General features: G+C 71.0%; 28 protein-coding genes and 1 tRNA gene. 13 read left to right on the top strand and 16 right to left on the bottom strand.

Features of this window, described 5'->3' with window-relative positions; genetic code table 11:
• Position 1 precedes the first annotated feature (1 nt).
• The 5 genes from ACFOYX_RS15410 to ACFOYX_RS15390 form a co-directional block, all read right to left on the bottom strand.
• The gene (locus ACFOYX_RS15410) at positions 2-637 is read right to left on the bottom strand and encodes a GGDEF domain-containing protein (RefSeq protein ID WP_322443088.1); all 636 of its coding nucleotides are present in this window, start codon (positions 635-637) and stop codon (positions 2-4) included.
• A 92-nt stretch (positions 638-729) separates the two neighbouring features.
• Entirely contained in the window at positions 730-1659 is a 930-nt protein-coding gene (locus tag ACFOYX_RS15405; protein ID WP_322443087.1) for a MarR family transcriptional regulator, read from the bottom strand.
• A 151-nt stretch (positions 1660-1810) separates the two neighbouring features.
• Positions 1811-2389: an RNA polymerase sigma factor gene (locus ACFOYX_RS15400; RefSeq protein ID WP_322443086.1), complete on the bottom strand. Its 579-nt coding sequence runs from the start codon at positions 2387-2389 to the stop codon at positions 1811-1813.
• A gap of 157 nt (positions 2390-2546) precedes the next feature.
• Complete coding sequence (locus tag ACFOYX_RS15395) at positions 2547-2855, bottom strand: hypothetical protein (protein WP_322443085.1); 309 nt, start codon at positions 2853-2855, stop codon at positions 2547-2549.
• Between the two features lie 331 nt (positions 2856-3186).
• Positions 3187-4017 (bottom strand): hypothetical protein, encoded by an 831-nt coding sequence (locus ACFOYX_RS15390; protein WP_322443084.1) that lies wholly within the window; start codon positions 4015-4017, stop codon positions 3187-3189.
• Positions 4018-4824: 807 nt separating this feature from the next.
• Between ACFOYX_RS15390 and ACFOYX_RS15385 the strand changes: the two genes are divergently transcribed.
• Positions 4825-5595: an AAA family ATPase gene (locus ACFOYX_RS15385; RefSeq protein WP_322443083.1), complete on the top strand. Its 771-nt coding sequence runs from the start codon at positions 4825-4827 to the stop codon at positions 5593-5595.
• Between the two features lie 189 nt (positions 5596-5784).
• Here the strand turns inward: ACFOYX_RS15385 and ACFOYX_RS15380 are convergent, their stop codons facing one another.
• On the bottom strand, positions 5785-6000 hold the full coding sequence (locus ACFOYX_RS15380) for a hypothetical protein (protein WP_322443082.1): 216 nt from the start codon (positions 5998-6000) through the stop codon (positions 5785-5787).
• A 152-nt stretch (positions 6001-6152) separates the two neighbouring features.
• On the opposite strand from ACFOYX_RS15380, the gene ACFOYX_RS15375 reads away from it, so the two are divergent.
• The 4 genes from ACFOYX_RS15375 (at position 6153) to ACFOYX_RS15360 (ending at position 8407) form a co-directional block, all read left to right on the top strand.
• On the top strand, positions 6153-6440 hold the full coding sequence (locus ACFOYX_RS15375; protein WP_322443081.1) for a hypothetical protein: 288 nt from the start codon (positions 6153-6155) through the stop codon (positions 6438-6440).
• Positions 6441-6935: 495 nt separating this feature from the next.
• Positions 6936-7277, top strand: a complete 342-nt coding sequence (locus ACFOYX_RS15370) for a metalloregulator ArsR/SmtB family transcription factor (RefSeq protein WP_322443080.1) — start codon at positions 6936-6938, stop codon at positions 7275-7277.
• A 3-nt stretch (positions 7278-7280) separates the two neighbouring features.
• Positions 7281-7787: an SRPBCC family protein gene (locus ACFOYX_RS15365; protein WP_322443079.1), complete on the top strand. Its 507-nt coding sequence runs from the start codon at positions 7281-7283 to the stop codon at positions 7785-7787.
• Positions 7787-8407, top strand: a complete 621-nt coding sequence (locus ACFOYX_RS15360; RefSeq protein WP_322443078.1) for a dihydrofolate reductase family protein — start codon at positions 7787-7789, stop codon at positions 8405-8407. The genes ACFOYX_RS15365 and ACFOYX_RS15360 overlap by 1 nt, the downstream gene beginning before the upstream one ends.
• 783 nt (positions 8408-9190) lie before the next feature.
• Here the strand turns inward: ACFOYX_RS15360 and ACFOYX_RS15355 are convergent.
• The 6 genes from ACFOYX_RS15355 to ACFOYX_RS15330 form a co-directional block, all read right to left on the bottom strand.
• Positions 9191-10102 carry a replication-relaxation family protein gene (locus ACFOYX_RS15355; protein ID WP_322443076.1) on the bottom strand — a complete coding sequence of 304 codons (912 nt, stop codon included), beginning with the start codon at positions 10100-10102 and terminating at the stop codon, positions 9191-9193.
• Positions 10103-10349: 247 nt separating this feature from the next.
• Positions 10350-12905, bottom strand: a complete 2556-nt coding sequence (locus ACFOYX_RS15350; RefSeq protein WP_322443075.1) for a helicase HerA domain-containing protein — start codon at positions 12903-12905, stop codon at positions 10350-10352.
• Entirely contained in the window at positions 12902-14701 is a 1800-nt protein-coding gene (locus ACFOYX_RS15345; protein WP_322443074.1) for a helicase HerA domain-containing protein, read from the bottom strand. Before ACFOYX_RS15345 ends, ACFOYX_RS15350 begins: the two co-directional genes overlap by 4 nt.
• The gene (locus tag ACFOYX_RS15340; protein ID WP_322443073.1) at positions 14698-15669 is read right to left on the bottom strand and encodes a PrgI family protein; all 972 of its coding nucleotides are present in this window, start codon (positions 15667-15669) and stop codon (positions 14698-14700) included. The genes ACFOYX_RS15345 and ACFOYX_RS15340 overlap by 4 nt, the downstream gene beginning before the upstream one ends.
• Positions 15666-16583 (bottom strand): conjugal transfer protein TrbL family protein, encoded by a 918-nt coding sequence (locus ACFOYX_RS15335; RefSeq protein ID WP_322443072.1) that lies wholly within the window; start codon positions 16581-16583, stop codon positions 15666-15668. The genes ACFOYX_RS15340 and ACFOYX_RS15335 overlap by 4 nt, the downstream gene beginning before the upstream one ends.
• A 7-nt stretch (positions 16584-16590) precedes the next feature.
• Positions 16591-16977: a pilin gene (locus tag ACFOYX_RS15330; protein WP_322443071.1), complete on the bottom strand. Its 387-nt coding sequence runs from the start codon at positions 16975-16977 to the stop codon at positions 16591-16593.
• A 405-nt stretch (positions 16978-17382) separates the two neighbouring features.
• On the opposite strand from ACFOYX_RS15330, the gene ACFOYX_RS15325 reads away from it, so the two are divergent.
• Entirely contained in the window at positions 17383-17853 is a 471-nt protein-coding gene (locus ACFOYX_RS15325) for an SRPBCC domain-containing protein (protein WP_322443070.1), read from the top strand.
• 158 nt (positions 17854-18011) lie between these two features.
• On the opposite strand, the gene ACFOYX_RS15320 is transcribed toward ACFOYX_RS15325, so the two are convergent.
• A complete protein-coding gene (locus tag ACFOYX_RS15320) occupies positions 18012-18896 on the bottom strand; it encodes a hypothetical protein (protein ID WP_322443069.1) in 885 nt (294 codons plus the stop codon).
• Between the two features lie 759 nt (positions 18897-19655).
• Between ACFOYX_RS15320 and ACFOYX_RS15315 the strand changes: the two genes are divergently transcribed.
• The 6 genes from ACFOYX_RS15315 (at position 19656) to ACFOYX_RS15290 (ending at position 23224) form a co-directional block, all read left to right on the top strand.
• Positions 19656-19754, top strand: a tRNA-Phe gene (locus ACFOYX_RS15315).
• A gap of 195 nt (positions 19755-19949) precedes the next feature.
• On the top strand, positions 19950-20309 hold the full coding sequence (locus ACFOYX_RS15310) for a metalloregulator ArsR/SmtB family transcription factor (protein WP_322443068.1): 360 nt from the start codon (positions 19950-19952) through the stop codon (positions 20307-20309).
• Positions 20306-21004, top strand: a complete 699-nt coding sequence (locus tag ACFOYX_RS15305) for a cation transporter (protein ID WP_322443067.1) — start codon at positions 20306-20308, stop codon at positions 21002-21004. Before ACFOYX_RS15310 ends, ACFOYX_RS15305 begins: the two co-directional genes overlap by 4 nt.
• 3 nt (positions 21005-21007) lie before the next feature.
• The gene (locus ACFOYX_RS15300; protein WP_322443066.1) at positions 21008-21136 is read left to right on the top strand and encodes a hypothetical protein; all 129 of its coding nucleotides are present in this window, start codon (positions 21008-21010) and stop codon (positions 21134-21136) included.
• Positions 21137-21282: 146 nt separating this feature from the next.
• Positions 21283-22158, top strand: coding sequence for a hypothetical protein (locus ACFOYX_RS15295; RefSeq protein WP_322443065.1), 876 nt, complete (start codon positions 21283-21285; stop codon positions 22156-22158).
• Positions 22142-23224, top strand: coding sequence for a DNA methyltransferase (locus tag ACFOYX_RS15290; protein WP_377534047.1), 1083 nt, complete (start codon positions 22142-22144; stop codon positions 23222-23224). The genes ACFOYX_RS15295 and ACFOYX_RS15290 overlap by 17 nt, the downstream gene beginning before the upstream one ends.
• Before the next feature lie 166 nt (positions 23225-23390).
• On the opposite strand, the gene xerC is transcribed toward ACFOYX_RS15290, so the two are convergent.
• Genes xerC through ACFOYX_RS15275 form a run of 3 tightly spaced genes read right to left on the bottom strand, consistent with a single transcriptional unit; the run spans position 23391 to position 25772 of the window.
• Positions 23391-24815 (bottom strand): integrase, encoded by a 1425-nt coding sequence (gene xerC, locus ACFOYX_RS15285; RefSeq protein WP_322443064.1) that lies wholly within the window; start codon positions 24813-24815, stop codon positions 23391-23393.
• 3 nt (positions 24816-24818) lie between these two features.
• Positions 24819-25151, bottom strand: coding sequence for a helix-turn-helix transcriptional regulator (locus ACFOYX_RS15280; protein WP_322443063.1), 333 nt, complete (start codon positions 25149-25151; stop codon positions 24819-24821).
• Complete coding sequence (locus ACFOYX_RS15275) at positions 25152-25772, bottom strand: site-specific integrase (protein ID WP_322443062.1); 621 nt, start codon at positions 25770-25772, stop codon at positions 25152-25154.
• A gap of 37 nt (positions 25773-25809) precedes the next feature.
• Here ACFOYX_RS15275 and ACFOYX_RS15270 point away from each other — a divergent pair, with 37 nt between their 5' ends.
• Positions 25810-26391, top strand: coding sequence for a site-specific integrase (locus tag ACFOYX_RS15270; protein WP_322443061.1), 582 nt, complete (start codon positions 25810-25812; stop codon positions 26389-26391).
• Positions 26392-26660: the final 269 nt, after the last annotated feature.

Here is a 26660-nt window from a genome sequence, read left to right as displayed (position 1 = left end):
TTCAGCGGTGGTGGCGGTCCCGGCTGCGCCGGCCCGGCGGTGTGGTGAGGGGGTGGTGTCCGCAGACGCCGGTGGCCGAGCGTTTGGCGTGGTACATGGCCTCGTCGGCTTCAGCGAGCAGCTGGCGAGGACTCGTCTGCAGGTGGGTGTGGGTGTAGCCGACGGAGGCGCGGATGCTGATCTCGCCGGTGTCGAGACCGATGGGAGCGGCGCCGATGGCGCGCCAGGCGGCGCGGGCGGCAGCAGCGGTGTCGTCCTGGTCGCCACGGACGAGGAGCGCGAACTCGTCGCCGGACAGGCGGGCGGCGACCTCGACAGGAGCGTCCAGGCCGGCGATCAGCCGCCCCACCTGGGCGAGGAGGACGTTGCCGGTGTCGTGGCCGAAGGTGTCGTTGACGGTCTTGAACCGGTCGAGGTCGAGCAGCACCACACCGCACGGCGCGCCGTCGGTCAGGGCGGCGCGCAGGCGGGTGAGCAGGAAACGCCGGTTGGGCAGGCCGGTGACGTCGTCGTGGGTGGCGTCGTAGCGGGCCGCTTCCAGGGCTTGCTGCTGGCGCCACAGCAGGGCCCCAGCGAGGGCGAGGCCGGCGAGGATCCCGCCGACGGTGGTCACGATCGCGTGCAGGATGGGAGACACTCGTGTCGCTCCTTGAGTAGAAGGAGCACCGGGGGCGGGCGTGAAGCGTCCAAACTTTGACGCCCGCCCTCGGGCTACCTGACGGGTGCGGGCTATCGGCCGGCGCTGGCGGGGGCGAGCTGGAAGGTGGCCGGGCGCTCGACGGTCTGCATGGCGGTGCCGGCGGCGACGAGCTTGGTCGCGGCGTTGACGACCGCGCCGGGGCTGGCCTTGGCCGCGCCGCTGCCTGCGTTGGCGGCGTCGATGAGCTTGCACAGTTCGCCGGTCTTGTACTGCCGGTCCGGATGGGCCTCGAGGATGTCCAGGATCGCCCCGCGCAGCGACCCGCCGGTTCGTCGGGTCTTCGCCGGGCGGGCCTCGACGCGGGTCGCGTCGACGGTGTCGAAGCTGGCCGTTTCCTGGCCCGGCGTCGAGCCGACCGGCGGCTCACCGGCGCTATCGGTTTCGGTGGAAGTGGGCGTGGTGGTCTCAACGGTCGCTGGCTCGAGGTCGGTTCCTACCCGCTCGGTGTGCTCGTCGATCGACGTCCCCGGATCGCCCAGATCGACGGCCGACAGGTCGTCACCATCTCGGCTCTGCTCGTCGGGGGTTTCCCGCTCGACGGTGGGGCCGGGGGTGACCGGGTCGGCAGGAGTTCGCCCGCCAGATTCGCGGGACGTGGCGGTGGCGGCGCGGCCGGCGGCGGTCAGTCGCCACAAGGTGCGCCCGTCGTCGGTGCAGAACCGCTCCGCCTGCCCGGACTCCTCCCACGCGCGCAACTTCGGGGTGGTCGTGGAATAGCCGAGACCGGCCACCTCGGCTACCGCCGCGGCGGTAGCCTCCCCGAGTTCGGCGAGCGCGGCCAGCACCTTGATCGCGCTGTGCGCCGGAAGCGTCTCCTGCGACGTGTCGGTCATACGTATGTCCTTCCTGGTGCGGGGGTTGAGGGCTGTGCACTGATCCACGCTTCGACGGCGGGTTTGATCAAGTGCATCGACCGGATCTCGGGACGTGCCGGTACCGCTCGCATGACCGCTGGCCATCGACGGCGAAGCGATGCGATTCGGTGGCGGCGCGTTGGTGGACGAGGTCCGTCGCGGCGGGAGCGCCAGTGGTGGCGTCTCTGGTCGGGCTGGGCATGGTGGGGCCCCGCGGCCCGACGGCGGCGGGGCGTATTGCGGGCTGGATTGGAGCTCAGCTGGTGTGGGCGGCGTGCAGGCGGCGTAGCGCCCTGCGCTCCAGGTCCCGTACGGCGGCGACGCTGCGGCCCATCATCTGCGCGGTGTGGTCGCGGCGGTAGCCGTCGAGGTAGCGCAGCTGGATCGCCCGCCGCTGCAGGGTGGTGAGCGGGGCGAGGGCATGGCTGAACCCGGGCCGGGCGAGCACGGTCGCCCGCGTCGTCTCCAGGGCGTTGTCGACGGTGTCGACGGTGTTGAGGGTGCGGCCTTCGTAGACGGTGTAGGCGGTGCGGAGGTAGCGGCGCTGCGCCCAGGTGTGGCGGGTGACCGCGCGGGCGGCCAGGCGCAGCATGGACCCGAGCAGGTCAGGCTCGAGCAGGCCCGGGTCGGCCAGCGCGTCGCAGAAGGCGTCGTGAACCAGGTCGTCGGCGCATCCGCTGTCGCGGTCGCGCAGCCGGGCGGCGACGTAGCGGGTCAGGACGTCGGCGGTGCGCCGGTACAGCTCACCGAACGCGTCGCGGTCGCCGCCCTGCAGGCGGAACAGCAGGTCCAGGTCGGCGTCGGTGACGGGCCGGCGCGGTTGTGCGGTCCTCATCGAGGGTTCCCTCCGGTACTGCATTGGGTGGGAACCCCGGGCAGGGCCGTGCGGCCGTGCCCGGGGGTGCGCGGGATCGCGCGGGTGGCCGGGCAACGGCCAGGTCGTGCGGTTGTCAGGACGTCTCAGCGGGCGGCAGGCGCCGCCTGGTGTACGGCTACCGGTGAGCGCCGCCGTCGGTCGGGGTGCCGGATCGCCGTGCCTGCAGGTCGTAGGAGCTGGCGAGGATCTGGCGTGCGCGGCCGGTCAGCGCGGTCAGGCCCATACGCAGCCGGGAGCGAGCCGGGACGCGGGTGGATCCGCTGTGCTGCCAGAACCACAGGTGGGCGCCGATGCTGTAGTAGCCGGCGCGGTCGGGGTGGCAGCGGTCGACCACGTCGAGGCGAATCCGGTCGCCGGTGTCGTGCTCTTCCAGCAGGACGAGCGTGTCGCCGTCGAAGCGCAACCGCGGGTGCTCCCCGGGCATGCTGTCGGATCTCGATGGGCCGTCGAGGTCGGCGGCGATGCGGTGGGCGGTGTCGATCAAGGAGCGGGAAGAGGAATAGAGCGGCCTGTCGCAGGCCGAGCTGTGTTGGCGCCCCAAGCCCGGGGCGCCGGGCGGTGCGGCAACCGGCCATATGGACGGCACGCGGCGCAGCGGGGCGACCTCGGTGTGACAGGTCGTGCGGTGGTCCCTGCTGATGTTTGGACTGCAGTTGTCGGCGGGCGCGCTAAGAGGGCAGGCCAGGCGGGCAGCGCACCTGGCGTCCCCGGTTGGGGTGAGGTGCGCTGGCCCGGCCGGGTCCGCGAGTGGTGGGCTACAGGGCGACGGCGATCAGCCGCTGCTGCGGTGCGAGGGTGTCGAGGTAGCGCAGGGCCTGCTCGAGATAGGTGACGCGGTCGGCAAGGGCGTCGCTGACGGGGGCGAGCTTGCGTCCGTCGGCGGTCAGCAGCGCGTCGCCGACCACGGCAGTGGCTGCGCTGTAGTGCTGGTACGCCAGCGGGCCGGCCTGGTACATCTCCAGCTCCCCGATGCCGGGTTGCCCGGCGCCGGGGTTGGTGGCGGCGTGCAGGCGCATCGCGTTGACGCGGGGTTGGGCATGGAAGTCCGTGGTGGCGGCGTCGTAGGGGTACCGGTCGGGGTTGGCGAGGTGCCGTGCCTCGAAGGCGGGCCATCCGGTGGCGGGTCGGGTGCCGTGAACGGCGTGCTGCCAGATCTGGTGGCGGATGCCGGCGCCGACGGCGGCGGCATGGCGCATGCCAGGCAGGTCGAGCAGTCGGACGGGTCCGCCGGCGCAGGGCGCGGGTTGGCCCCTGCGCAGGCCGATAATGTCGTGGCGCTGCCACAGCCGCAGCCCGGGTACGGCCCAGAAGTGGGCGGTGAGGGTGCCGGTGACGCCGAAGTGCTTGTCGAGCTGGTGGGCGGTGAGCGCCTCACCGGGTAGGTCGTCGGGCAGGCACACGATCATCGTGTGGATGGTCGGGGCCGGCGTGACGTTGGGCCGCGGGACGGGGCGCCTCGTCGCGGGGGCGGGGGCTGGCTTGGCCGTGTGGGTGGTGGCCGCCCGGACGGGGGCCGGCCTGGTGGGGAGGGTGGACACGCGGCTGCCGTGGCGGGTCAGCGGGGTGCCGTTGACGGTTGGGGTCATGAAGGGTCCTCCTTGGTGCGGGGCGCCCGGGGGCGCGCAGAGGCGACCGGCCCATCGGGTGCGTGGGTCGGGTCGAGGAACCTGGGGTCAGGTGGTGCGGGTTGGTTGGTGCGACCTGGAGGGGTCGCCGCGCGGTGCGCGTGCCGACCGGCCGGAGCGGGTGGGCGTGGCGCACCGGGTAGGTGCGGCGAGGGATCCCTGAGGTGGGACCGAACCGGGTGGAGCGATATGTGGGTGAGGGTGTTGCCGAAGAAGGTAGCGGCGGTCTCTCACAGCGCTCCCCGGCCGCACCGCGGCCCGAGAACGGCCTTGGCCTGCACTGTGAGAGATCAACACCCTTGACAGGCGGGTCGCGGGCGCGAACGTTGTGAGAGCCGACCGCACTCACAGCCGATCTTGTTGTCTGACAGACGCGCACTGTAGTGACGTTGTGGGGGCCGCGGGCTGGACGTGACCGCCCGGCAGGTCAAGCAGCTCGCCCAGGCAATGCTGCCCTGGGACGAGACGGGGACCACGACGATGGCCCAACACCAGAAGGTGGTACGCCCCGCCGTCTGCCAGCGGACACCAGGACCTCCAGGTGGGCGGACAGCACGCGAAATTTTTGCAACTACCGACAGTGACCGTTGGCGGGAGCTGATGCGCCGGGCCTCACAGCGGAAGGGACGCGGTGGCTCGGCACTGCTTGCCGCGCCTTCGACGGCGGTGGGGCGACCGCGTCAGCCGCCGAGGCGGCGAGGCGGGTTGCCCGCCAACTACCGTTGAGGCGCTGGAGGACATGGCGGCGGAGCAGGGGGTCGCGTGGTGGTGACCGGTCCCAATGCGTCGGCCCGACGTCGAGGCGGCGGCGGTTTCCTGCGGTGGGTGGAGCTGGCCGAGGCCGACGCGGACCTGTCGGGCTATCCATTCACGCTGCCCGTCGTCGAAGGGCTACGGGCGGCGGGCCGGCTGGAACTGGATCCGGCGGTGACGTTTCTGGTCGGCGACAACGGCACCGGCAAGTCGACGTTGATCGAGGCGGTCGCGGTGGCGTCCGGGTTCAACCCCGAGGGCGGATCAGCCAACTTCCGGTTCAGCACCCGCGCCACAGAGTCGCCCCTGGGTGGGTACCTGCGACTGGTTCGCGGGGTCGGTAAGCCGCGCACCGGGTTCTTCCTGCGCGCCGAGTCGTTCTACAACGTGGCCACTGAGATCGACCGCCTCGGTGTCGGCAATAGCTATGGCGGCCGCAGCCTGCACGAGCGTTCCCACGGCGAGTCGTTCCTCGACCTGGCTACCCACCGGTTCGGGTCGCGTGGGCTGTACCTGCTCGACGAGCCGGAGGCCGCGCTGTCGGTGCACGGCTGCCTGGCGATGCTCACCCGGATCCGCGACCTCGCTGAGACCGGTTCGCAGTTCGTCGTGGCCACCCATTCACCGATCCTGCTGGCCGTACCGCACGCGCGGATCCTGCAGATCGACGTCACCGGCACCATCAGCGAGGTCAGCTACGACGAGGCGCAGCCGGTGGTGTTGACCCGCTCGTTCCTGGCCGACCCGCAGCGGTACCTGCACTACCTGTTCGGCGACGACCGTTGACCCGCACGGTCGGACCGGAACATGCAGGCGCCGCCCGGCCCGCGGCAGGTCCCGAAGGGGTGGGCATAGAGCCGGCCGGGCTCCCTCGAACGTCCCGCGTTCGAGGTGCGAGCCTCCCGCGCCTTCGGCCGGTGGAGCCCTGCGAGCGACGGAGAGCCTCCGAGTGGTTGCCCTGCCGGTGCAGGCGAGCTATTCGGCGTCGTCGCCGTCGGTGACCCGAGGTGGGCGGTGCACGGCAATCCACGCCTCAACGTCGGCGCGCAGCCAAACCGTGGTCCCATGCAGGCGTTGGAACGGCTCCGGGAAGGTCGGGTAGCGCACGAGCTGACGCATACGGGTTCGGCTCACGCCGAGCAGTTCTTGCAGCTCGTGGGGGCCGACCAGCGGCCCCGGGACCTCACCCACACCGCGACCGTAGGCCGATCTGGCAGTGCCGAATTAGGACTACCTACTTGCGCAGTCCTTTCGAGTGGCCCAGAGTGATCCCATGGCGGCCGTCCGGTGGAGGACCCGAACCGGCGGGCGGTCGCCACCTCAACTCGACAGGAGGGGCAAAGGTGGAGCAGGCGACCGAGCTGGAGTGGCTGCGCGAACGGGTGAAGGGCTTGGAGACGGCGTTGAAATGCTCGCGGCGGGAGCTGTTCGACATGCGCTGCCGATTGGCGCTGATGGCCCGCGTGGCGGAGGATCTCGACCGCGTTCGGCGGGCTCCCGGGGTAGCGATGGGTGCGATCAACGCGGCGTTGTACTCCGAGACCCCGAACGTGCTGCGGGTCGGTCGACACGTGTCGCGGCGGGGGCCGGGGCACGTCGTCGAGCCGGGTGGCGGGGGCCTTCTGGGCTGAGTCACTCCAGGCCGAAGGGCCGTTCGCGCTGGGAATCGGAGTTTGAACCGGCGTGTGGCTCTGACGGCCTGAGTTGGCCTCAGTGGGCCCGGGCGACTGTTCGACCGCCGGTGCCACCAGGACGGCTATAACTGGCCCCACCGCGAAGACGATCGGAACTGCCTTCAACACGGTGAGTCACCGCAGCGGACTTGGCTTACCCTATGCCGGCCAACACCGCCGCCGGTGCGAACCCATCCTCATTTGCCGAGAACCGGCTGACGCGCCGCTACCCCCGCGTCCAACGATCATTGGCGCCATCGCCCCGATCGATGACGGCGTGCGTGACGACAGAGACGTGATCATCCACCAGCTGCCGTAGCTCGACGACGGGGAGCAATGATCAGAACCTGTGGATGGTGCTCGCCGCTGACAAGGGTCAGGATCGTCATCTGACAAGACCCGCTTGATTCCTCTCGGCTTGACGCATGCTGTTATGGGTATATGATGGTTGCCATGGCACGAGCAGCGACGACGTCGGACGTCTTCAACGCGATCGCCGAGCCGCGGCGCCGGGAGATCCTGGTGCTGCTGCGGGCGGGTGAGCGGCCGGTGACCGAGTTGGCGCAGGAGCTGGGGATGACCCAGCCGGGGGCGTCCAAACACCTGCGGGTGCTCCGGGAGGTCGGGCTGGTGCGGGACCGCAAGGCAGGCAAGCAGCGCCTGTACGGCCTTGACGCCCGCGGGCTGCGACCGGTTCACGAGTGGACCGGCGGGTTCGAGCGGTTCTGGAACGAGAGCTTCGACCGGCTGGACGCGTACGTGCAGGACCTGAAGCAGGCAAGGCAGGAGGAGTAGCTGATGAGCGAGATGGGACGAGGAGCGCCGGCGCAGTCCGCGACGGCTGACCGCGAGATCGTGATCTCCCGGGTCATCAATGCCCCACGGGAGCTGGTGTTCGAGGCGTTCACCGAGGTGCGGCACCTGTCGCGGTGGTGGGGGCCGGAGGGGTTCACCACCACCACGCGGGCGTTCGAGTTCCGCGTCGGCGGGGAGTGGGACTTCGTGATGCACGGGCCGGACGGGACGGACTACCAGGAGTGGATCTCCTGGACCGAGATCGTCCCGCCGGAGGGGATCGCGCTGCTGCACGGTGAGTCCCGCGGCGACCCGAACGCCTTCGAGTCGGTCTTGACGTTCGCGCCCGACGGGGCGGCGACCCGGATCGAGATGCGCACGGTGTTCCCCACCAAGGAGCTGCGAGACGAGGCGGTCGAGAAGTACCACGCGATCGAGGGCGGCCAGCAGACCCTGAGCAACCTGGCTGCCTACGTCACCGAGATCGTTCGGAAGGGAGTTGAGGGCTGATGGCCGGGAAGGTGTTCTTCAGTGTGTCGATGTCGCTGGACGGGTTCATCGCGCCCGAGTCCCTCGGGGACTTGATGGGGCAGCAGTGGATGGAACTGCAGCAGTGGATCTTCCCGCAGCGGTTCATCCGGGAGAACCTGAAGCTCGGCGAGGGCGGCGAGGAGGGGCGCGACAACGACATCGTGCGGGAGACGTTCGAGCGCACCGGCGCGAGCGTGATGGGCAAGCGCATGTTCGACGCCGGCGAGCAGGCGTGGCCGGAGGAGGCGCCGTTCCACACGCCGGTCTTCGTCGTGACGCACGAGAAGCGTGACCCCTGGGAGCGGCCGGGTGGGACCACCTTCCACTTCGTCAACGACGGCATCGAGCCCGCGCTCGACCAGGCCCGCGAGGCCGCCGGCGACCGGGACGTCCGCATCGCGGGCGGCGGCGCAACGATCCTGGAGTACGTGAACGCTAACCTGATCGACGAGTTCTCGATCGCGCTCTCACCCGTGCTGTTCGGCTCCGGAATCCGCCTGTTCGAGGGCGTGGACGCGGGCCGCGTGGCCCTGGAGCCAGTCCGCGCAGAGCCCTCCCCGAGGGTGACGCACCTGACCTACGCAGTCCGGGAGCGGTAACTGTCTCGACCTCAGCGCTCCCCCGCCGAGGTCAGCAGCGCGGTGAGATCCTCGACGCTCTGAGCGTCAGGAAGGGCGAGCGTTCGGGCCGCGATCTCGGCCGCGCGCTCCTCCGGGAGGGACGTCACGGCGTTGTTGTGGAACTTCCTCGCCAGCTCCTCGTCGGACAGGGGTTGCCGAGGCCGCCGCGGTTGACCTCGACGCGGGCCTCGAGGTCCTCGGCCGTGCGGGTGGTCACGCGCAGGACGGCGGGGAAGGCGTGCGAGAACGACGCGCTGCAGCACTCGTCCTCGACGCAGCGCACCAGGGCGGCCACGGCGAGGCGGCGGGGGTCACGGGCGGCGGCGGCGCGGCGACCGTGTAGGGGCCGCTGAACGCCGCGTGGTACCCGGAGGCCGGCCGTGCCTTGGCCTCGGGTGGCTCGGCGATCGTGCGCAGGACGGGCTTGCGCCGCGACCATAACACCGAGAAAGAAGGCGCCAGCTCAGCCGTCAGGGTAGTGCGCAGGTCGCAGAAGCGTCCGCCTCAGCACGACGGCGCATTTCGCCACTCGGCGGACGCCAACGCATCCGGATTTGCCGCGAAGCGCGCTACGAGCCCGCGGATACAGCGGTCAGTCAGTGGCGACCCAAACTAACGCAGCGTTACGGCGTGTCCCGTGCTCAATAGGGTCGTGGGGCCGGATCAAGCCGTCCTGGTGGGGCCAACTTCAGGCCGTCAGAGCCAGGCGTGGGTATGTGCCGTGAACGCTGCGGCTATCTGAGGATTTGCGCTACACCCATGTCAGAGGTCGTCCTCGGCGTGAAATCGGTGGGGGTTGGTGGCGGTGTTGCGGGGCCCGTGGTCGCTGGGCAGTTCGTGCAGCCAGCGGCGGGGTCCGGGGTCGGCGGTGAGGGTCCATGCGGGCCCGGCGGGGTGCTCGCCATGCAGGCCGGTGGCGATGGGCATGGCGGTGGGTACGCCGGTGAGGGCGTCGATCAGGTTGGCTTCGCGGCGCCGGTTCGGTACGCGCAGCAGGACCGGGTAGCGGGGGCCGAACTCGGCGAGGCGCTCGTAGGCGCGGAGCTTGCGCACCACGGTGGCGAGGGGCTCGGTGCCGTTGTCGTGTTCGAGGAAGAACCCCACGGTTCGGCCGCCGGCCTGCCAGATGCCGTGGGCGTCGGGTCGGATCTCGGCGAGGGCGTAGGCGGCGGTGGTGTGCTGCTCGGACCACCACCGCGCGAGGCGGGCGCCTGCGTCGGTGCGGGTGTAGGCGAGCAGGTCGACGAAGAGTTGGTTGGTGCCGAGCAGGTGCCGCAGCCTCGGGCTGCCGATGATGCGTTCGGTGCGTTCGATGCTGCTGCGCGGCGGCCGTGCATTCGCCCGCTGCGGATCGGTGTAGGTGGTGGGGTGCACGAGCATGCCGAGCGGGCCGAGGGTGTAGAGGTTCTGGTTGTCGCCGGTGGTGACGTCGACGAACCGGTGCACGGCGTCGATGGCGTGCAGGGTGGCCAGCCGCAGCCGGGCCGAGCGAGCCGACGGGAACAGGGCTTGGGTGACCTGCTCGGTGGGCAGCACGTAGTGCTCGGCGAGCCAGGCCAGAAGCTGGCGGTCGCGCAGGGTCAGGCGACGCAAGTAGGCCAGGCGCTGCCGCTTGCTGGCGGGGGAACGGGAGGAGGACGGACGAGACGCGGGAGTGGAGGATTCGCTGGACATGAGGGGATCTCCTCAGGAAGTAGAAGTAGTGGATCCCTCCCATGAGGAGGGAGTCTGGAACTGTCGACGCCGATGACGATGGGCACTCACGGGCGGTGTGCTGCGCTGACAGACCCATCCGGGCGCCCGGCGTCGACGTGAGCTGGTGGGAGGTCGTGAAGGACCGGTGAACCCTCAGCGGAAGGCGTCACGGAAGGGCGAGATTCGCTGCGACACGCCGCCGTCCAGTAGGTCGGCGGGAGGGCGGTCAGGGGTTGCGGGTCTTGCGGCTGCCGCGCTTGGTGCTGGCGATGTCGCCAGCGCTGCCCGCGTCGGTGCTGGTGCCGGGCCGCTCGCCGCGGGAGAGCCGGTCGACGAGGGCGTCGATGGCGCTGGCGTCCTGCGGCGTGATGGCTGCCGCGGCGACCTGCCGGATCGCGGTCGCCTCGCCGACGACCGGCTTGGGCGGGCGCGTTTTCATGGTGAACGCCGGTGTCTGCCGTCCGTCGGCGACGAGGCGGGTGGCGGCGGTGTAGGCGTCGAGGTGGGTCAGGTCGTGCTCGTCGAGTTCCGGCAGCGTGTGCCGAGCGAGGACCCGGGCATCTTCCGGCGCACAGGAGAAGTAGATCTTGTTCCGGGCGTTCGCCGAAGCCGCCGCGAGGAGGTCCTTGGGGAACTGGGCCAGGTCCTGGTGGGACAGGACCAAGGACAACCGGTACTTGCGGGCCTCGGCGAGCATCGTGTCCAGCGAGTTGGCGAGGGTGAGGAAGTTCTGTGCCTCGTCGATGATCAAGGTGGCGTCGCGGCGCTTGTCGGGGTCGATGCGAGCGCGGGCGGTGGCGGCCTGCCACACCTGCGCCAGGACGAGGGAGCCTAGGAGCTTGCTGGTGTCCTCACCGAGCTGGCCCTTGGGAATGCGGACCAACAGCGCTCCGCCGTCGAGGACCTTGCCCATGTCGAAGCTGGAGTGCGGGTAGCGCATGGTGCGCTTGACGAAGTCCCGGAGAAGGAACGCCCGCAGGCGGGCGAGGACAGGGCCGATGACCTGGGAGCGCAGGGCCGGGTTGAGCTCGTCGTACCACTGCCAGAACCCGGACAGCCCTGCCGGGTCGTCGAGGTTGACCGTCATCGCCGACCGGAACTGCGCCGAGTTCAACAAGGGTGGGATGTGCTGGAGGGTGACGTTCGCGTGGCGCAGCAGGGTCAGGCACGCCACCCTCATCACGTCGTCCATCCGCGGCCCCCACGCCTTGGCGAAGATGTTCCCGAAGATCGACACCAGGTTGTCCACGACCAGGTCCGGGTCATCGCCGGACAGCGGGTTCAACGTGGGCGGGTTGGGCTGGTCGGGGTCGAACAGCACCACCCGGTCCGCGACCGTGGCGGGGAGCCGGTCGAGGATGTCGAGGACCATGTCGCCGTGGGGGTCGATGACGACCGTGCCGCGACCGGCTTTGATGTCGTCGACGGCCATGTTGACCAGCAGTGTGGTCTTCCCGGAGCCGGTGGATCCGATCACGTGCAGGTGATAGCGCGAATCCGGCACGGACAGGGCGACGCCGTGGCCGCCGACCTCGGCAGTGCCGAGGACCTTCGTGCCACGTCCGCCGGTGGGCACGGCGACGGGGGTGGGCATGGACTTCGCGCGGGCCCGGTCGAGGCCCGGGACGGCGAGGTCGCGGGGCAGCGCGGCGAGGGCGGCCAGCTCCGGGGTGGACGTCAGGAACCCTGAGCCGAGGCGCCGGCCGGCGAGGACGGCGACGGGCGCAGACATGCGGGTGCGGTGGGTGAGGCGGTTGCGGCCGGAGTAGACCGCGAACGACGAGGCGATCGTGGCGGCCACCCCACCGAGCCGTTCCAGCGGGCTGGAGCCGCCGCGCTGGCTGTCCTTGGCAACGGCGTAGCGGACTGCGGTCTGCCACAGCGGGTGGGATGTCTTGTCGAGGATTGCCCGCACGTCCCGCTCCACTCCCGGGTCCCGCCGCCCGGTTGACGGGGCGGGACGGGTCATCCCGCCGGTGCGCCCTGGCAGGAACAGCTCGATGAGCCACAGCAGCGGGGCGGCGGGGTTGATCGCCGGTACGGCGGTCTTGCCGTCGCGAAGCCGTGCGGCGGCACGTCGGGCGCGCAGAGCGCGTCGGGGTGTGGCGGGGCGGGCGAGGACCTGCACGCAGGCATTTTCATCGGCCCGCAGCCCGGACCCGGCGGACATCAGCGCCCGCAGGGGGTCGTTGTCGTGGTCGGTGGTCAGTGGGAGCCACTCGGCGGCGGTGGGCAGCAGGTGCCCGCCGACCGCCGCTGGTACGTCGAGGGGGATCGGGGGCGTGGCGGTGTCGTCGGTGGTGGTGGTGGCGCCGGGCCAGGCGGCGCGGATCGCGGCCTCGACGGCGCCGGGCGGCACGGTGCCGGGCACCCATACCGAGATGAGCAGTTGCCGCCCGGTCCAGGTGTACTGCCACGCCACGTGAGGGCTGCCGTAGAGCAGACGCCGCCACCGGGACGGGGTCAGAGTTCCCGCGAGGTTCGCCCACAGGGCGGCGGCGCCGTGCGGGTCGACTTCAGGTGGCGGGGCGATCGTGACCAGGCGGGCGCCGATGGCGTGCCGCCGGTGCCGCCACACCTGGAGGAGGTTGCGTGCCGCGACGTAGGCGATGAGCGCGGCGGCCGCTACGGCGAGCAGCCATGGCCGCTGTGTGGCCCACTGCGCGCCGTCAACGACCCATCGGCCCGGGCCGGCCGGGGGCGCCACGAACCCGGCGCCCGGCCCCGAAGGGCTGGGCGCCGGTGTGGCTGGGGCCGGGATGGTCGTGTCTGGTGGTCTCATAGGTCGTCTGCCTCCTCGTCGTCGAGGGCGGCCACCTCTGCCGGCCGGGTCGTGCACAGCAGGTGCTCAGCATTGGAGGAGATGGCCTCGAAGCTGCTGCGGTTGGTGCCAGAGATGAGCAGCCCCTGTCCGGTTCGGGCGGTGAGCAGCAGCCGCCGTTCCCCGGCGGTGAGGCCGAACGCGTCGCCGATGGCTTCGATGGCCTGGGGGGCCTGCTTGAGCAGGACCTGGGTGGCGGCGTTGGCGACGACGGCCTGGCCGAGGTCGGTGCCGAGGACGTCGGCGACGTCCTGGGTGATGACGGTCAGGCCGGCGTTGCGCTTGCGGGCGGCCTTGGACATGCGGAACAGGAACCGGCTGCCTTCGCCGTCGCGCATGAGCAGCCACGCCTCGTCGACGACGACGAGCCGGTGGGTGGCCAGGCGGGCCCGGCCGGGGGTGTCAACGTCGCGCCAGATGGAGTCGAGGGCGAGGAGGGTGCCGACGGTGCGCAGCTCGTCGGGCAGGTGCCGCAGCGACCACACCACCAGGTGCCCCTCGGGGCGGGTGGTGGTCGGCCCGTCGAACAGGTCGGAGAACGACCCTTCGACCCAGGGTGCGAGCCGGGCGGCGAGCTGCCGCGCCGCCGGATCCGCGTCGGCTTGCAGGGTCGCGGCGAGGTCGCGCAGCAGTGGGGCTGGGCGGTGGTGGGTGGCCGGGTCGGCGGTGATGCCTGCCTGCCGGTAGACGGCCAGGATCGCCCGGTCCAGTGCGGCGCGTTCGGCCGGCGGCGGCTGCTGCCCGAGTAGCACAGCGGTGAGGGTGTGCAGGAACAGGCCGCGGCGGGTGAGCACGTCCGGGCGGGTGTCCCCGGCGGGCAGGTCCAGCGGATTGACTCTCACTCCGGCAGCGCCGAGGCGCACGATGGCCCCGCCGACGGCGTCGGCGAGGCGCAGGTACTCGTCCTCGGGGTCGATGACTGCGATCTGAACCCCTTGGTACAGGTTCCGCAGGATCTCGAGTTTGACGAAGTAGCTCTTGCCGGCGCCGGAGCGAGCGAGGACGACGGAGTTGTGGTTCTCCTGTGCCCACCGGTCCCACCACACGATGCCCCCGGAGTCCGGGTTGACCCCGTACAGCAGTCCACCCTCGGTCGGCGGGTCGCCGGGCAGCGGCGCGGGCAGGTCGGCGCTGGCGAGGGGAAATGCGGCGGCTAGGGCGGCGGTGTCCATGGTGCGCCGCATCTGCAGGGAGTCCGTGGCGAGGGGCAGGGTGGTGGTCCACCCGGCGAGGTGTCGCCACGTGGCGGGTTGCACCTCGATCAGGGTCGAGGCGGCGGCGGCTTTGACCTGCGCGCACGCCTCGAGTAGTTCGTCCTCGGTGCGGGCGTGCACGGTCAGGTACAGGCCGACGCGGAACAGCTTCGCCGCCCCGCGGGCGAGACGCTCGGCGAGGTCCGCGGCGTCGTCCGCTGCCGCCTCGACGGCAGGGTCGGGCAGTTTGCCCCGCCCGCTGTCAGCCCGCCGGGACGATTCGAACCGGGCCCGCTGGCTACGCAACCTTGATGCCGCGACCGGCGCCGGTAGTGGGTCGATGTGCAGGGCCAGGTCGAGCCGGCCCGGCCAGGACAGCAGCGGCTCCAGCCAGGCGGGGCCGACTTCGGCCGGGTAGCCGGTGACCACGAGGGTCGCGGCGTAGCCGTCGCCGACCCGCAGCATGCGCGGGGTGACCTCCACGGAGGCGGGAGCGACCGCGGCCGCCAGCCCGGTGGATGATTCGGCTCGGTCGGTTGTGGTGGCCTGTCTGAGAGTCCTCATGTCCGTCGCTTCTTTCTGCGCGGTGCCCGCTCAACCGAGGGGGGTGAGCTGATGACGGTGTCGGGTGCGGCCAAGCCACCAGGACGGGGCGGCCGGTACGGGTCGGCTGCTGCGGCGATCGCGGCGGTGACCGCCGCCCCATCGAGGGCGCGGGTGGCGACGCCGAGGCCGGACAGGGCCCGGACGGTGTCGTCAGCGCGGCGGCGGGCGGCGTGCTCACCCCGCTCCCCGGCGCCGGTGCGGGTGACGATGAGGACCTGCCGCCGCAGCGGATCCCGCCGCTGCGCCAGTTCGTCGAGAAACTGAGCGTGATCCGCCGCCGAGTCCGCGAGGGCCGGGTGCGGGAGGTCGTCCGCCGCGTGGGCGAGCTTGCGCGCGTGAGAGCGCAGGTCGACCGGCTGCGCCGACACGACAATCTGCGTCGGCGTGGACAGCGAGTTGAGCCACCGGCCGAACGTGTCGACCAGCGCCGCCTGCTCGTCCGGAGTGCGCAGGGCGAGGTTGACGTTGGTAGCGGCGACCATCGCCGCCCGGGCGCCGCCGAGGCGGATCTCCCCGCTGTCGTCGATCGCATCGGCGGGCAGCTTCAACGGCGCGGGCAGCATCACGGTGCTCCTCGGGGCTTGCACCCAGTCCGGCGTCTTCGATGTCGTGTCGGTGGTCGACAGCGCCCGTGGTGCCCGCGAGTGCCGCACGGCGGCGAGCAGCCACACGTCCAGGGACAGGCCGTCGCGGCGGCCCACGGCGATGCCGAACACCAGCCCACCCATGACGACAGCCGCGCCGAGCAGCACCGGCGCCGGCAGCAGGTCGTGCAGGGCCCGCCATGCGCCGTAGAAGGCGAGGGCGGCTACGGCGAGGATGGCCAGCTGCCGGAACGTGAGCCCATAGAGCACCTTGTCGGGTGCGTCGACGTCGGCGGGCATCCGCGCCCGGTGCGGCTCGGCGTCCCGGTCGTGTCGACTCATCGGGTCACCGCCCGGATCCGGCCCAGGCCGGGTATCGACCGGGTGACCTGCTGCACCACGATCACCCGCACCGCCGCGCCGAGCATGTTCGCGCCCCCGCCACCGCCGCTGGTGGAGACGCAGCGGCGCATCAGGGCGGGCACCCGCAGCGTGGTCCACAGCATGACCATCACCAAGAACAGGTTGATCACCCCGCCCGGATCCACCGGCAGCCCGAGCACGGGCAGCAAATTGTCGGGGTCGGTGAGCATCCACTGCCCGGCGTAGAGGGTGAACCCCTGCACCACCGGCACCGCGAGGGTGCCGGCGTAGGACCGCCACCACAGCCGCGCCACCGGGTCGGTCTGCGGCAGTGCGTGGCAGGCGAGGGCCAGGGGAGCGAACGCGGTGAGCACCAGCACGACGGCGAACCTGACGATCACGCTGAACGCGGTGCTGGCCAGAAGGACCGCGATGATGGCCACGCAGACGACGAACAGCAGCACCGCGGTCTTGTCCTGACCGGCGGCGATGTGAGCCTTGATCGCTCGCAGCGCTCCGTCGCTGTCCCCCTCGTCGGTGGTCAGGGCGGCGGTGAGGGCGTTGGCGAGGTCGATGAGCATGCCGCACCACAGCTGCGAGAAGTGAGCGGCGACGAAGCCGACGATCAAGCGGGGGATGAAATCCTTGACGGTGTAGCGGGAGCCTTCGCTGCCGCCAGCGGTCATGGTGAGCACACCAGCGGCGACGAACGCCAGGACGAACACGGTGTCCACGACGAGGACCGAACGGCCAGTCAACGCCTGCACCTGCGGCAGCGCGGTGACGTTCGGGGTGACCAGCAGCGCGCTGCTGATCACCCCGAACAGCGCGTCCAGACAGGCCAGGGTCGCCGCCGCCAGCCAGTCCAGGATCTGATCGAGCAACCAACCCATAACGGCCTCAGCCCCCGACGATGCCCTGGACGACCTGCAGCAGCACCGGCGCGAGAACCGCCAGGCCGTAACCGACCAGGGCGTTCTTCAGCGCACCCTTGGCCCTGTCGACCTGGGCCGGGTCACCCCCGGCGGTAGCCCAGTAGACGCCTGCCAGGACGAGGAACAGGGTGGCGACGGCGGCGAGGATGCCCATCAGCCACGTCTGCAGGTTTCCGATCACGACCGGCAGCGAGTTCACCGCCAGGTACACCGGCTCGCCCGTGTCGGCGAACGCCGTCGCCGGAACGGATAGGAACAGGGCGACCTGAGCCGCGACCGCGACAGTCCGGCCGGAGAGGCGGATGGTGCGGTGGTGGGTGAGGGCACGCAGGCGTGCCGGGATGCGGGACATGAGTGGGGTCACCTCCGGCCCCGCCGCCGTCACCACGGGCGGGGCGGCGGGGCGCTAGCGGGCGGTCAAGAGGACCGCGACCGGGCCCAGAGAACGGGACGCGCCATGAGCCGCACTGGCCTCGGGAGGAGCTCGTCCTCCCTCGCGGGTTGCGGTGTTCGATGAGGTGTCAGCGCACCAAGCACTGCGCGGCACCCAAGGCGTCCAGCTCGCGGCGGCCCGACGATGTCCGGGCCCGGCGGCGGGCGGAACCTCCTGGGTGCCCGGCACGGGCCGGGCGGGAAGAGTTCCGCACCCTCAAACCCGCGTTTGTGTGCTCTGGCGAACACGGTCCCCGCTCACAGCGGCTCACAGCGCCACCCAGATGTCTCCCACCGCAGGTCACACGAGGGGTATGTTCGCTCGATGTACTCGATGCAGGTCTCTCATCACGTGAGTGCTTCGCGTCCAGCCGTCTACAGGGCGCTTTTGGACCCGGACGCGATCGCGAAGTGGCGGGTGCCGGCCGGCATGAGCAGCTACGTGCATGAATTCGACGCCCGCGAAGGTGGCTCCTTCCGCGTCTCGCTCACGTACGACGCGCCGGATGGCACCGGCAAGTCCGCACCACACACCGACACTTACCACGGCCACTTTCTGAAGCTCGTCCCGAACGAGCAGCTGGTGGAAGTGCTCGAGTTTGAGACCGCAGACCCCGCGCTTCAAGGCACGATGACGATGACGACCACGCTCACCGATACAGATGGCGGCACTGAGGTCCTCGTCGTGCATGACGGCATCCCCGATGGTGTGCCCGCGGCCGACAACGAGACGGGTACCCGCATGGCACTGGCAAAGCTTGCCCAGCTCGTTGAGGCGGACGAGCGCACGTGGTAACCAGCGATCGACGCTATTAGCCTCGCGTGTCGGGGTCCATCGCAGGTGCAGGGCGGGCACAGCCGAACGTCCTCGCCGGCGGGTCGGGTGAGACCGGCGAGGACGTTCACGGGGTTCGCGTGTGGCGGCACCGGATTGACCCGGTGCGCAGGTGTGACTCAGGCGGCGAGCGCCGTCGGCGCGGACACCGGCATCTGATCGGCGATGCGGCGGCTAACCGCGGCGAGGCCGGTGCGGGTGGCCGAGCGGTGCACGGCTTGATGGGCGAGCTCGTCAGCCGTCTGCTGGCTGGTGACGCCGGTGAGCAGCCCTTTGGCGAGGGCGTCGGCGAGGCGGCTGTCGATCCGTCCCAGCCGCATGCGCAACGCGTCGACGGTGATACCGAGGCGGGCGGCGACCGGTTCGATCGACCGCCGCCCGAGCCGGACGTCGATGTAGGGCTGCTCGTCCTCCCGGTCGAGGATGCCCAGGCCGACCGCCCGTTGGACGAGCAGATCCGGGTGCCCGTAGGGCACGGTTGGGGTGCGGGGACCGGTGACGTGGTCGACGTTGTCCACCGACGTGTACTCGCTGGCCTGTTGGCGCAGGGCGTAGCCGGCCCGAAACGCCGCCCGGCACAACGCCGCGTAGGGGGCGTCGCGGGCCAGGTCGACCCGGTCGCGCAGCGCGGCCAGGAAGCCGGTGAGGACCTCCGCGCCGATGTCGTCCGGATCGCCGCCGTAGCCGGCGCACAAATGACTGGCGTAGCGGCGCAGCGCCGGCATCGCCATGCCGACCGCGGCGATCACCCACGCCGGCCCGTCGAGGCGGGCACGGCGGATCAACTCCCGCCACACCTCGTCGCGCGCTGAGAAAGCGCGCGTGTGCGCGAGGAGCCAATCCCGCAGCGCCGGCAGTGTCATGACATGGCAGGGCAGGCCGGTGCCAGGGTCGAACGTGTCAAGGTCGAGTGTCATCGGTGCGGGGTCGCAGGTCAGTGCCGCGAACGCGGCGTCGGCGGCGTCCAGCGGGGAGGCGGGCCAGTCGATGTCAGAGGCGGTCATGTCACACTCCAGCAACCAAGATCGTCGGTTGACGCCGTGGTGGTGTCGCTGCGTCAGGAGGCGCCGATTACGACACGAGCCCCTCACAAGCACTCACAGCGCAGGTTGCGCCGGGTCTGACACCGCCGCGCCGACGATGGCACGATCTCTGACGCCGAATCCCTGGCATCGACTGTGATCGTTGACAGCGGCGTGTGACACAGCCCCTGAACTGCACTGTGACACCGCCAACCGCTATGGCATCGACTCTCCCCGCGCGGCGGGCGAGGTGTCCGCCCGACTGGTGACGGCGACGATGACAACGCCGGCGATGACACTCACAGCCGCTCACGAGCGCCCACAACGACTAGCGTCCGGCTGCGGCGACACGGTCGCAGACCGCAATGTCACACCGGACGCCGTCGATGTCATCGCGGCGTCGACCGCTGAGACCACGGTGCAGTCATCGGGGCGTGGCAGCCCGATGTCATCGGAGACGGTGTCATGACACGGCCGGCGACGACCGCACCTATCACCGCAGGGGCCGACCGGCAGATGTCATAGACGTCAATCCATGTAGGTGCGGGTACATCATGATGCGGAGGCCAGGAACTTCGGACAACACCAGGTCCTTCCAGAACGTCGCCAGCCACGGCGTGCTCTACAGGTGTCGGCGCGCGTGCGCGAGCGGGGGCAGCAGCACGCCAGCTCGCTGGTTCCGCCTTCAGGTAAGGAGCTGAGCGGCAATACGGACGGCCACGGACCGCAGCTCTTCTGTTCGGCCGTGGGGCGGCAGCAGTGACCCGGCGGCCGCCAACCTATGCACCAACCGTCCGACTGAAAATCGGAAGGTCGGCGGTTCGACCCCGCCCTTGGCCACATGGCCTTTCGCCGGGCTGCCGGTCCCCACTTGCGCAAACGTGGGTGGGGACCTCTTTGTATCTGCCCCTGCCGCCTTGGTCGCCGTTGCCTTGGTTGGCCGTGCTTGGCCGGTGATCCCGGCCGCCTGTTGCACGTAGATTGCACGCCGCCCCGCCTTGGCAAGCCATCGCTACATCTGGCTATCATCACCGTGTGACGATTAATTGCACCCCGGGGCTCGGCCCTGCCGTGGCGTTGTTCCGGTCCCTCGGCGACCCGACCCGGCTGGCCATCCTGCGCCGAATCGCGACCGGCGAGGCTCGGGTGGTGGACCTGACGGGCGAGTTGGGGTTGGCGCAGTCGACGGTGTCGAAGCACCTGGCGTGTCTTCGTGACTGCGGCCTGATCGACTACCGCGTCGAGGGTCGCCAGTCGTTCTATGCCCTGACCCGCCCAGAGCTGCTGGACCTGCTGCGCTCGGCAGAACAGGTTCTGGCCGCGACCGGCGAGGCGGTCGCATTGTGCCCGGTCTACGGGAGCCCGGCCGATTCCCCGGCGGAGCTGAGGGCATGAGCGCCTCCTTGCTCACCCCGGAGCGTCGTGTGGTGCTGTCCCGGCGCAGCCTGTGGCTCGCCTACGCCACCGCCGGCTACAACCTGCTGGAGGGCCTGGTCGCGATCACCGCTGGCGCTGCGGCTTCCTCCACGGCGCTGATCGGCTTCGGCCTGGACTCGTTCGTCGAGGTGTCCAGCGCGGCCGTATTGATCTGGCAGTTCCGCTCGCGGGTGCCCGAGGATCGGGAGCGGCTGGCGCTGCGGCTGATCGGCGCGTCGTTCTTCGCTCTGGCCGCCTGGGTGACGTTCGATGCCGTCCGGTCGCTGCTGGCCGGCGGCGACGCTGACGCCAGCCCGGTGGGGATCGGCCTTGCCATCGCGTCGCTGCTCGTGATGCCGCTGCTCGTGCGGGCCAAGCGCCGCACCGGCCGGGAACTCGGCTCGGCCACGGTCATGGCCGACTCGACCCAGACCATGCTGTGCACCTACCTCTCGGCGGTGCTGCTCGTCGGCCTGGTCCTCAACGCCGTCTGGGGCTGGTCGTGGGCCGACCCGATCGCCGCGCTCGTCATCGCCGGGGTCGCGGTCAAGGAAGGCGTTGAAGCCTGGCGCGGTGAACACTGCGACGACTGCGCACCCCTGCCTGCCGTCGACGCCGCCACCGGCCAAGGCTCGGGCTGCACCGATGGTTGCTGCACCGACCGGAAGGCGTAACCCGTGGCCTGGCTCGCGCTGCTGCTCTACCTGCTGGGTCTGCTGCTCGCCTTCGGCTGGCGCACCCTGACCCAATGGCGTCGCACCGGCGACACCGTTCCGCTGCGAAGCGGGGCAACCACGCGCTCGTGAGGCGAGACATCGGGGCTAAGTACCTCATTTCGCGCTGGTTGTGAGCGGCTGTGAGCCGTTGTGAGAACGGGGGCGTTCGCCAGAGCACACAAACACGGGTTTGAGGGTGTCAGCGCACTGCCCGCGCGGCGCGGAGCCGACACCACATGAGCGAGCACACGCCGCAGCACCACGCCCCCGCCCGCCCCGTCGACCCGGACCGCTCCGGCGCCGACCCGACCCTGACCGATCTTGTGGCCGGCGACCCGCCGGTGCCGATCACCGTGTGGCGCACCGCCCGAACCTCCGCCGACGCAGGCCGCACCGTCGGCGCCCGCTTGGCCTACCGCCTCGTGTCCGCCTACAGCCGGCCCGGCGACACTGTCGTCGACTGCACCGACGACCACGCCCTCACCACCGCCTGCCTCGCCGGGCGGCGCCGGCACCACCCCGGCCGGTTCACCGACGGACCCCACCTCCTCATCGGTCCGGCCAGCGAACCTGCCGAACCCAACCCGTCGGACGAGCAGCAGCAGTACGACGACGTGCCGGAGGTGAGCGCCTGGTTCGGTGACGACCTCACCGACCCGGCCGACCCCGCTGGCTCGCCGCAGCCGACCGGCCTGCTGGTCGCCTCCTGGCCCCTCGACGCCAACGAGGCCGCCAACCGGGTACGCCTGGCGTGCCTGCTGACCGCCTGCGCCCGGCTGCTGCGCCACGGCGGTTGCCTCGTGCTCATCGTCGCGGTCCCCGCCGGCACCATCGCGACGCCGGAGGACTTCGGCCCTCTCGCCGCCGCAGCGGCGAACGTCGGGCTCGGGTATCTGCAGCACATCGTCGCGGTCACCGCCGACACCGACGTCGACACCTTCGTCTACCACGTCACCGACGAAGAACTCCTCGCCCTCGCCGAGGAGACGGCCGGGCAGCAGTGGACGCTCACGCACCACCGCGTCCACGCTGACCTGCTGGTGTTCAGCCCCCCACCGGCCACCCCGTCGCAACGGCGGCGGCACCGCGAGGGCGGTGACCGCCGTGGCTGAGCACCCCACCACCCACGGACCGGACGAGCCGGTCCGGCCGGAGGGCACCGGCGGCATGCACCGCGACACCGAGGATCGCCACCGGGAGTACGACGGACGCCACCCGGCCCCGACCGGGCCAGAGGGCCTGTCGGTGTGGGCGACCGCCCAGAGCACCGGGCCGGTGCAGCGTCGAGGCCGCTACGTGCCCGAATCGGTGAAGCACCCCGCCCGGATGCTGCCGGCGATCGCTGCCCACGCCGTCGCCGCCTACACCAACCCCGGGGACCTGGTCCTCGACCCGATGTGCGGCATCGGCACCACCCTCGTCGAGGCCATCCACGCCGGCCGCGACGCCATCGGCGTCGAATACGAGTCCCGCTGGTCCGACATCGCCGACGCCAACACCACCCACGCCCAGGGCCAAGGGGCGACCGGCAGGGCGGCGGTGATGCGCGGCGACGCAACCCGCATCCTGTCTCTCGTTCCCGCCGCCCTTGCCGGCCAGGTCGCCCTGGTGGTGACATCTCCGCCGTACGGGCCGACCGTCCACGGACTGGTCCGCCCAGGCGCGGACGGGGTGGCGAAGTTCGACAACGCCTACAACGACGGCACCGACCGAGGCAACCTCGCCTACCGCGACCTCACCGGACTCGCCGACGGGTTCGCGCAGATCCTGGCCGGCTGCCACACACTGCTGCGCCCCGGCGGCGTCGTCGTGGTCACCGCACGGCCGTGGCGCAAGCACGGCCAGCTGGTCGACCTGCCGTCCGCGGTCATCGGCGCGGGGATCCGCGCAGGCCTGACCCCGGTCGACCGGTGCGTCGCACTCCTGGCGGCCGTCCGCGACGGGCACCTCGTCGCCCGGCCCAGCTTCTTCCAGCTCCAGCAGGTCCGCCGGGCCCGCACCGCAGGCACCCCGATGCACCTCATCGCACACGAAGACGTCCTCGTGTTCGCCAAGACCCAGAAGTCCGCAAGTTCGGCTGAACCCAAGTGTTCGCATGGCGAATCCGGGTGTCCTGAGGGGACATCATGCCATGCGGACACCGGGGTTCACGGCAACTCAGGGCGGCGGTCCGCATGAGGGCCGCCGATGAGTTCTCGGGCGTTGGCGGCCCAGCGGATGGCGGTGCCTTCGCTGAATCCGAAGACGGCGGCCAGGTGCAGCGGGTCGGCTCCGGTGGCGACGGCTTCTTCGAGTTGCCGGTCGATGCGCAGTCGTTCGAGGGTGCCGGGCAGGCCGCGCAGGTTCAGGATCCAGGTGGCGCTGACCGGTGCGAGGCCATGGCGCTGGCGGAGCTGATGAGCAGGTGTGGGTTGGCGGTGTTGGGCCAGCGTTCGCGCCGGTAGGTCAGCCAGTCGAGCAGCGCCTGGGCGGTGAGGTTGTCCAGCGGTCGAGGGTTACCGGCGATGGTGATCCGACGGCCGGCGAGGTCGACGTCGTCGAGGCGCAGAGCGCGGATCTGTCCTGGTCTGGCGGCGTGAACGGCGGCCAGCACGACGCAGAGCCACGCCTGCGGGGTCGTTGCCGCGGTGACGCTCGCGCTGATGTCGTCCGGTGCCAGCAGCGGCCAGATCGGGTCGGGCACCTTCGGGCCTCGCAGGCCGTGGGTGGGGTTGCGGAAGACCAGCTTGTGGGTCTTGGCCCATCGGAACAGTCCGCGCAGGGCGGTCGTGGCGACTTCGCGACGTCGGCCGTGCAGCGTGGCGAGGTAGGTGGTGACGTCCTCGCGGGTGACTTCCCGCAGGTGATCGCGCTGCGGCCAACTTGCAGCCGCGGCGATCACGGCAGCGACGTAGGCGCGGACCGTGCCCGCGTGGCGGGGCCGGCTGCGCGGGCTACCGTCGCGCAGCGTGCGTGCCCAGCTGCTCAGGTCTCGACGCCATGGACCGGGCAGTCCGGCGAGTCTGGTGGCCATCCAGCCTTCCAGGCTGGCGGGCCGGTCGTCGTCGACGATGTCCATGGCCGTGAGGATCTCGATGACGTAGTCGAGGTTGATGTATTGCCGGGCGGCGACTGTCGCGAAGTCGCTGACACGGATGCGGTCGGGTTCGCGGTGCTCGGCGAGCAGCATGACCAGGACCCGCTGCATCGCGCGTCGCGCGGTGGGTTCCCATCCGCGTACCTCGGCGGTGGTGTGGGCCAGGTGCAGTGCCCAGGCCAGCCAGGGGTTGTCTGGTGGCGGCCCGGCGCGCAGATCAACCTCAGCACGGTAGGTGCGGGGTCCGGGCGGCAGCAGTGGCTCTTGCAACCAGGCGCTGCGGGGGCGGCCCGCGTGCGGTGGTGGCTGCTTGGGTGGCCGGCCTTTGGCGCCGTAGCGGCGTGGTGCCGTGCGTGGTGGTGGCTGCCGGCGGTCGCTGAGGCTCAGGAACAGTTGCTGCCAGCGGATGCCTGCCAGGTAGGGGGCGAGCAGCACCGCGGAGCGGGCGTCGCTGGCCAGCCTCGCCCGCTCGTCGCGGGCCTGGCACCAGCACAGGCGGCAGTAGCTCTGCTTCAGCCGCTGCACCCGGCCGCAGGCCGCGCACTCGCCGCTCGGGTAGGCCTTGTGCGGGGCGGCGAAGTTGTAGCAGGGCAGGCAAACGCCCTGGGCGTAGGTCAGACGCCAGGCGAAGCAGTCTGCGCAGCTGGTGACGGTGCGCGGCACGACCGTGCCGTCGTGGTCGCGGGCGGCCACCGGTCAACGCGGCGGCAGCGACCGGCCGTCGCGGCGACGAGGCACCACCCGGGTCAGCGGGACGGCGGTCGTGGCGTCCGCAGCGGCCTTCGCGGCTTCCGCGACAGGCCGGGACACGGTGTCGGGTTCGGCGATCAGCAGGTCCCCGACCTGGCAGTTCAGTGCCACGCAGATCACGTCGAGGTCGGCCAGTTTGATCGTCACGGGCTGGCCGGACCACAGCCCGGACATCTTCCCGGCGGAGATGACCAGGCCGTGCTCGGCGAACACCTGCTGCAGCGCGGAGGCCTTCCAGATGCCGCGTTGAGCCGCGACCAGGCGCATGTTCCACCGCATTCAGCGCAGTCCTTCCAGTCGTCGGGCGGCGCGTCGCTGCCCGTCGAGCCATGCCTGTTCGATCCGGGTGCGGTGCACGTGGACGTACTTCATGGTCGTGGCGACCCAGGAGTGCCCGAGCATCTCCTGGATCGCGATCAGATCCACCCCGCCCAGATACATCTGCGACGCGCAGTAGTGCCGCAGCACGTGCGGGGTGAGTTTGTCCGTCCAGGCCGGCAGGTGCGCGGCGACCGCGGCGGCGAGCCCGGCGCGCAGCGCGTCGTAACCGACCCGGCCGCCGCCGAGGCGTTCCGAGCAGAACAGCGGCGCGCCGGGCGACCGGTGGTCGCCGCCGAACAGCGCCCACACGTCCTCGATGAACCAGGCGAGGGTGCGGCCGGCGTGGTTGATCAACGGCACCATGCGTTCGCGGGGACCGGAGCCGTTGGCGCCTTTGCCGAGGCGGACGTGGAGCTTGCCGAACGGGCCGAGGTCCCACTTGATGTCGTGCAGGTCCAGGCTGCGGGCCTCGTTGACCCGCAGCCCGACATCGGCCATCAACCTCGCCGCGGTGTAGTTGCGGGCTGTCGGCGCGAACTTGCGGCACGTCGTCAGCTCCGCCGCCCACCCCGTGAACAAGGTGTCGATCTCCTCGGCGCTAGGCGGGATCCGCAGCTTGGCGTCCTTACGCCCGCGCGGCCGGCTCGCCACCCACCGAGGACTACGCCGTGGCGAGCTGTGCGGGCTGCGCGACTACGACGTCGACCTCGACGCCGCCGCCATCACCATCACCGAACAACGCACCAGCGTCGGCTACAAACCGATCACCAAGCCGGTGAAATCACGCGCCGGAGAACGCGTCATCCCCCTCGCCGAGGACACCGTCAGCGTGCTGCGCGCCTACCGCGCCCGCCGTAACGGGTGGAAACTGGTCAGCGGCTCGGACTGGCCCGACACCGGGTTGTTCTTCCTCCGGCCCGACGGCAAACCCTGGCACCCCGAGACGATCACTCAACGGTTCGACAACCTGGTCGCCGCCAGCGGCCTCCCACCCGTCCGATTCCACGACCTCCGCCACATCGCCGCAACCCTCATGCTCGCCGCTGGCGCCAGCATCAAAGAAATCCAGGACACCCTCGGCCACGCCTCCTACACCATGACTGCCGACATCTACACCTCCGTCTTGGAGGAGCTGAAGCGGACCACCGCGGAGGCCACCACGAAGCTCATTCCCCGCCGACCGCATCGGGCGGCATGACGACGGTGGTCAGCCGGTCTGGTCGCGGTAAAGCCGGCACATCGTGCCCGTCCGCGGATGGGGTGGGCCAGTACTTTCACCTGACCATCGCCCGCCGGCCCACCATGGCGCAGGCCCGCCTGCAAGCCGCTACCTGCCGGTCGCATGGCAGGCAGACAGTTCTCGCGGTGTCGGGCTGCAGCAGCTGCCAGCTCTGGACGTCCTCGGCGACAACGCCCTGATATCCGAAACGGCCCCGCCCCGGGGTTGTAAAGGATGGCGGGGCCGTC

The organism is Micromonospora sp. GCM10011541 (assembly GCF_042650725.1).
Classification (GTDB): Bacteria; Actinomycetota; Actinomycetes; order Mycobacteriales; family Micromonosporaceae; genus Micromonospora; species Micromonospora sicca.
The sequence above is the reverse complement of the archived record's forward strand: the minus strand, read 5'-3'. Positions and strand labels throughout refer to the sequence as shown.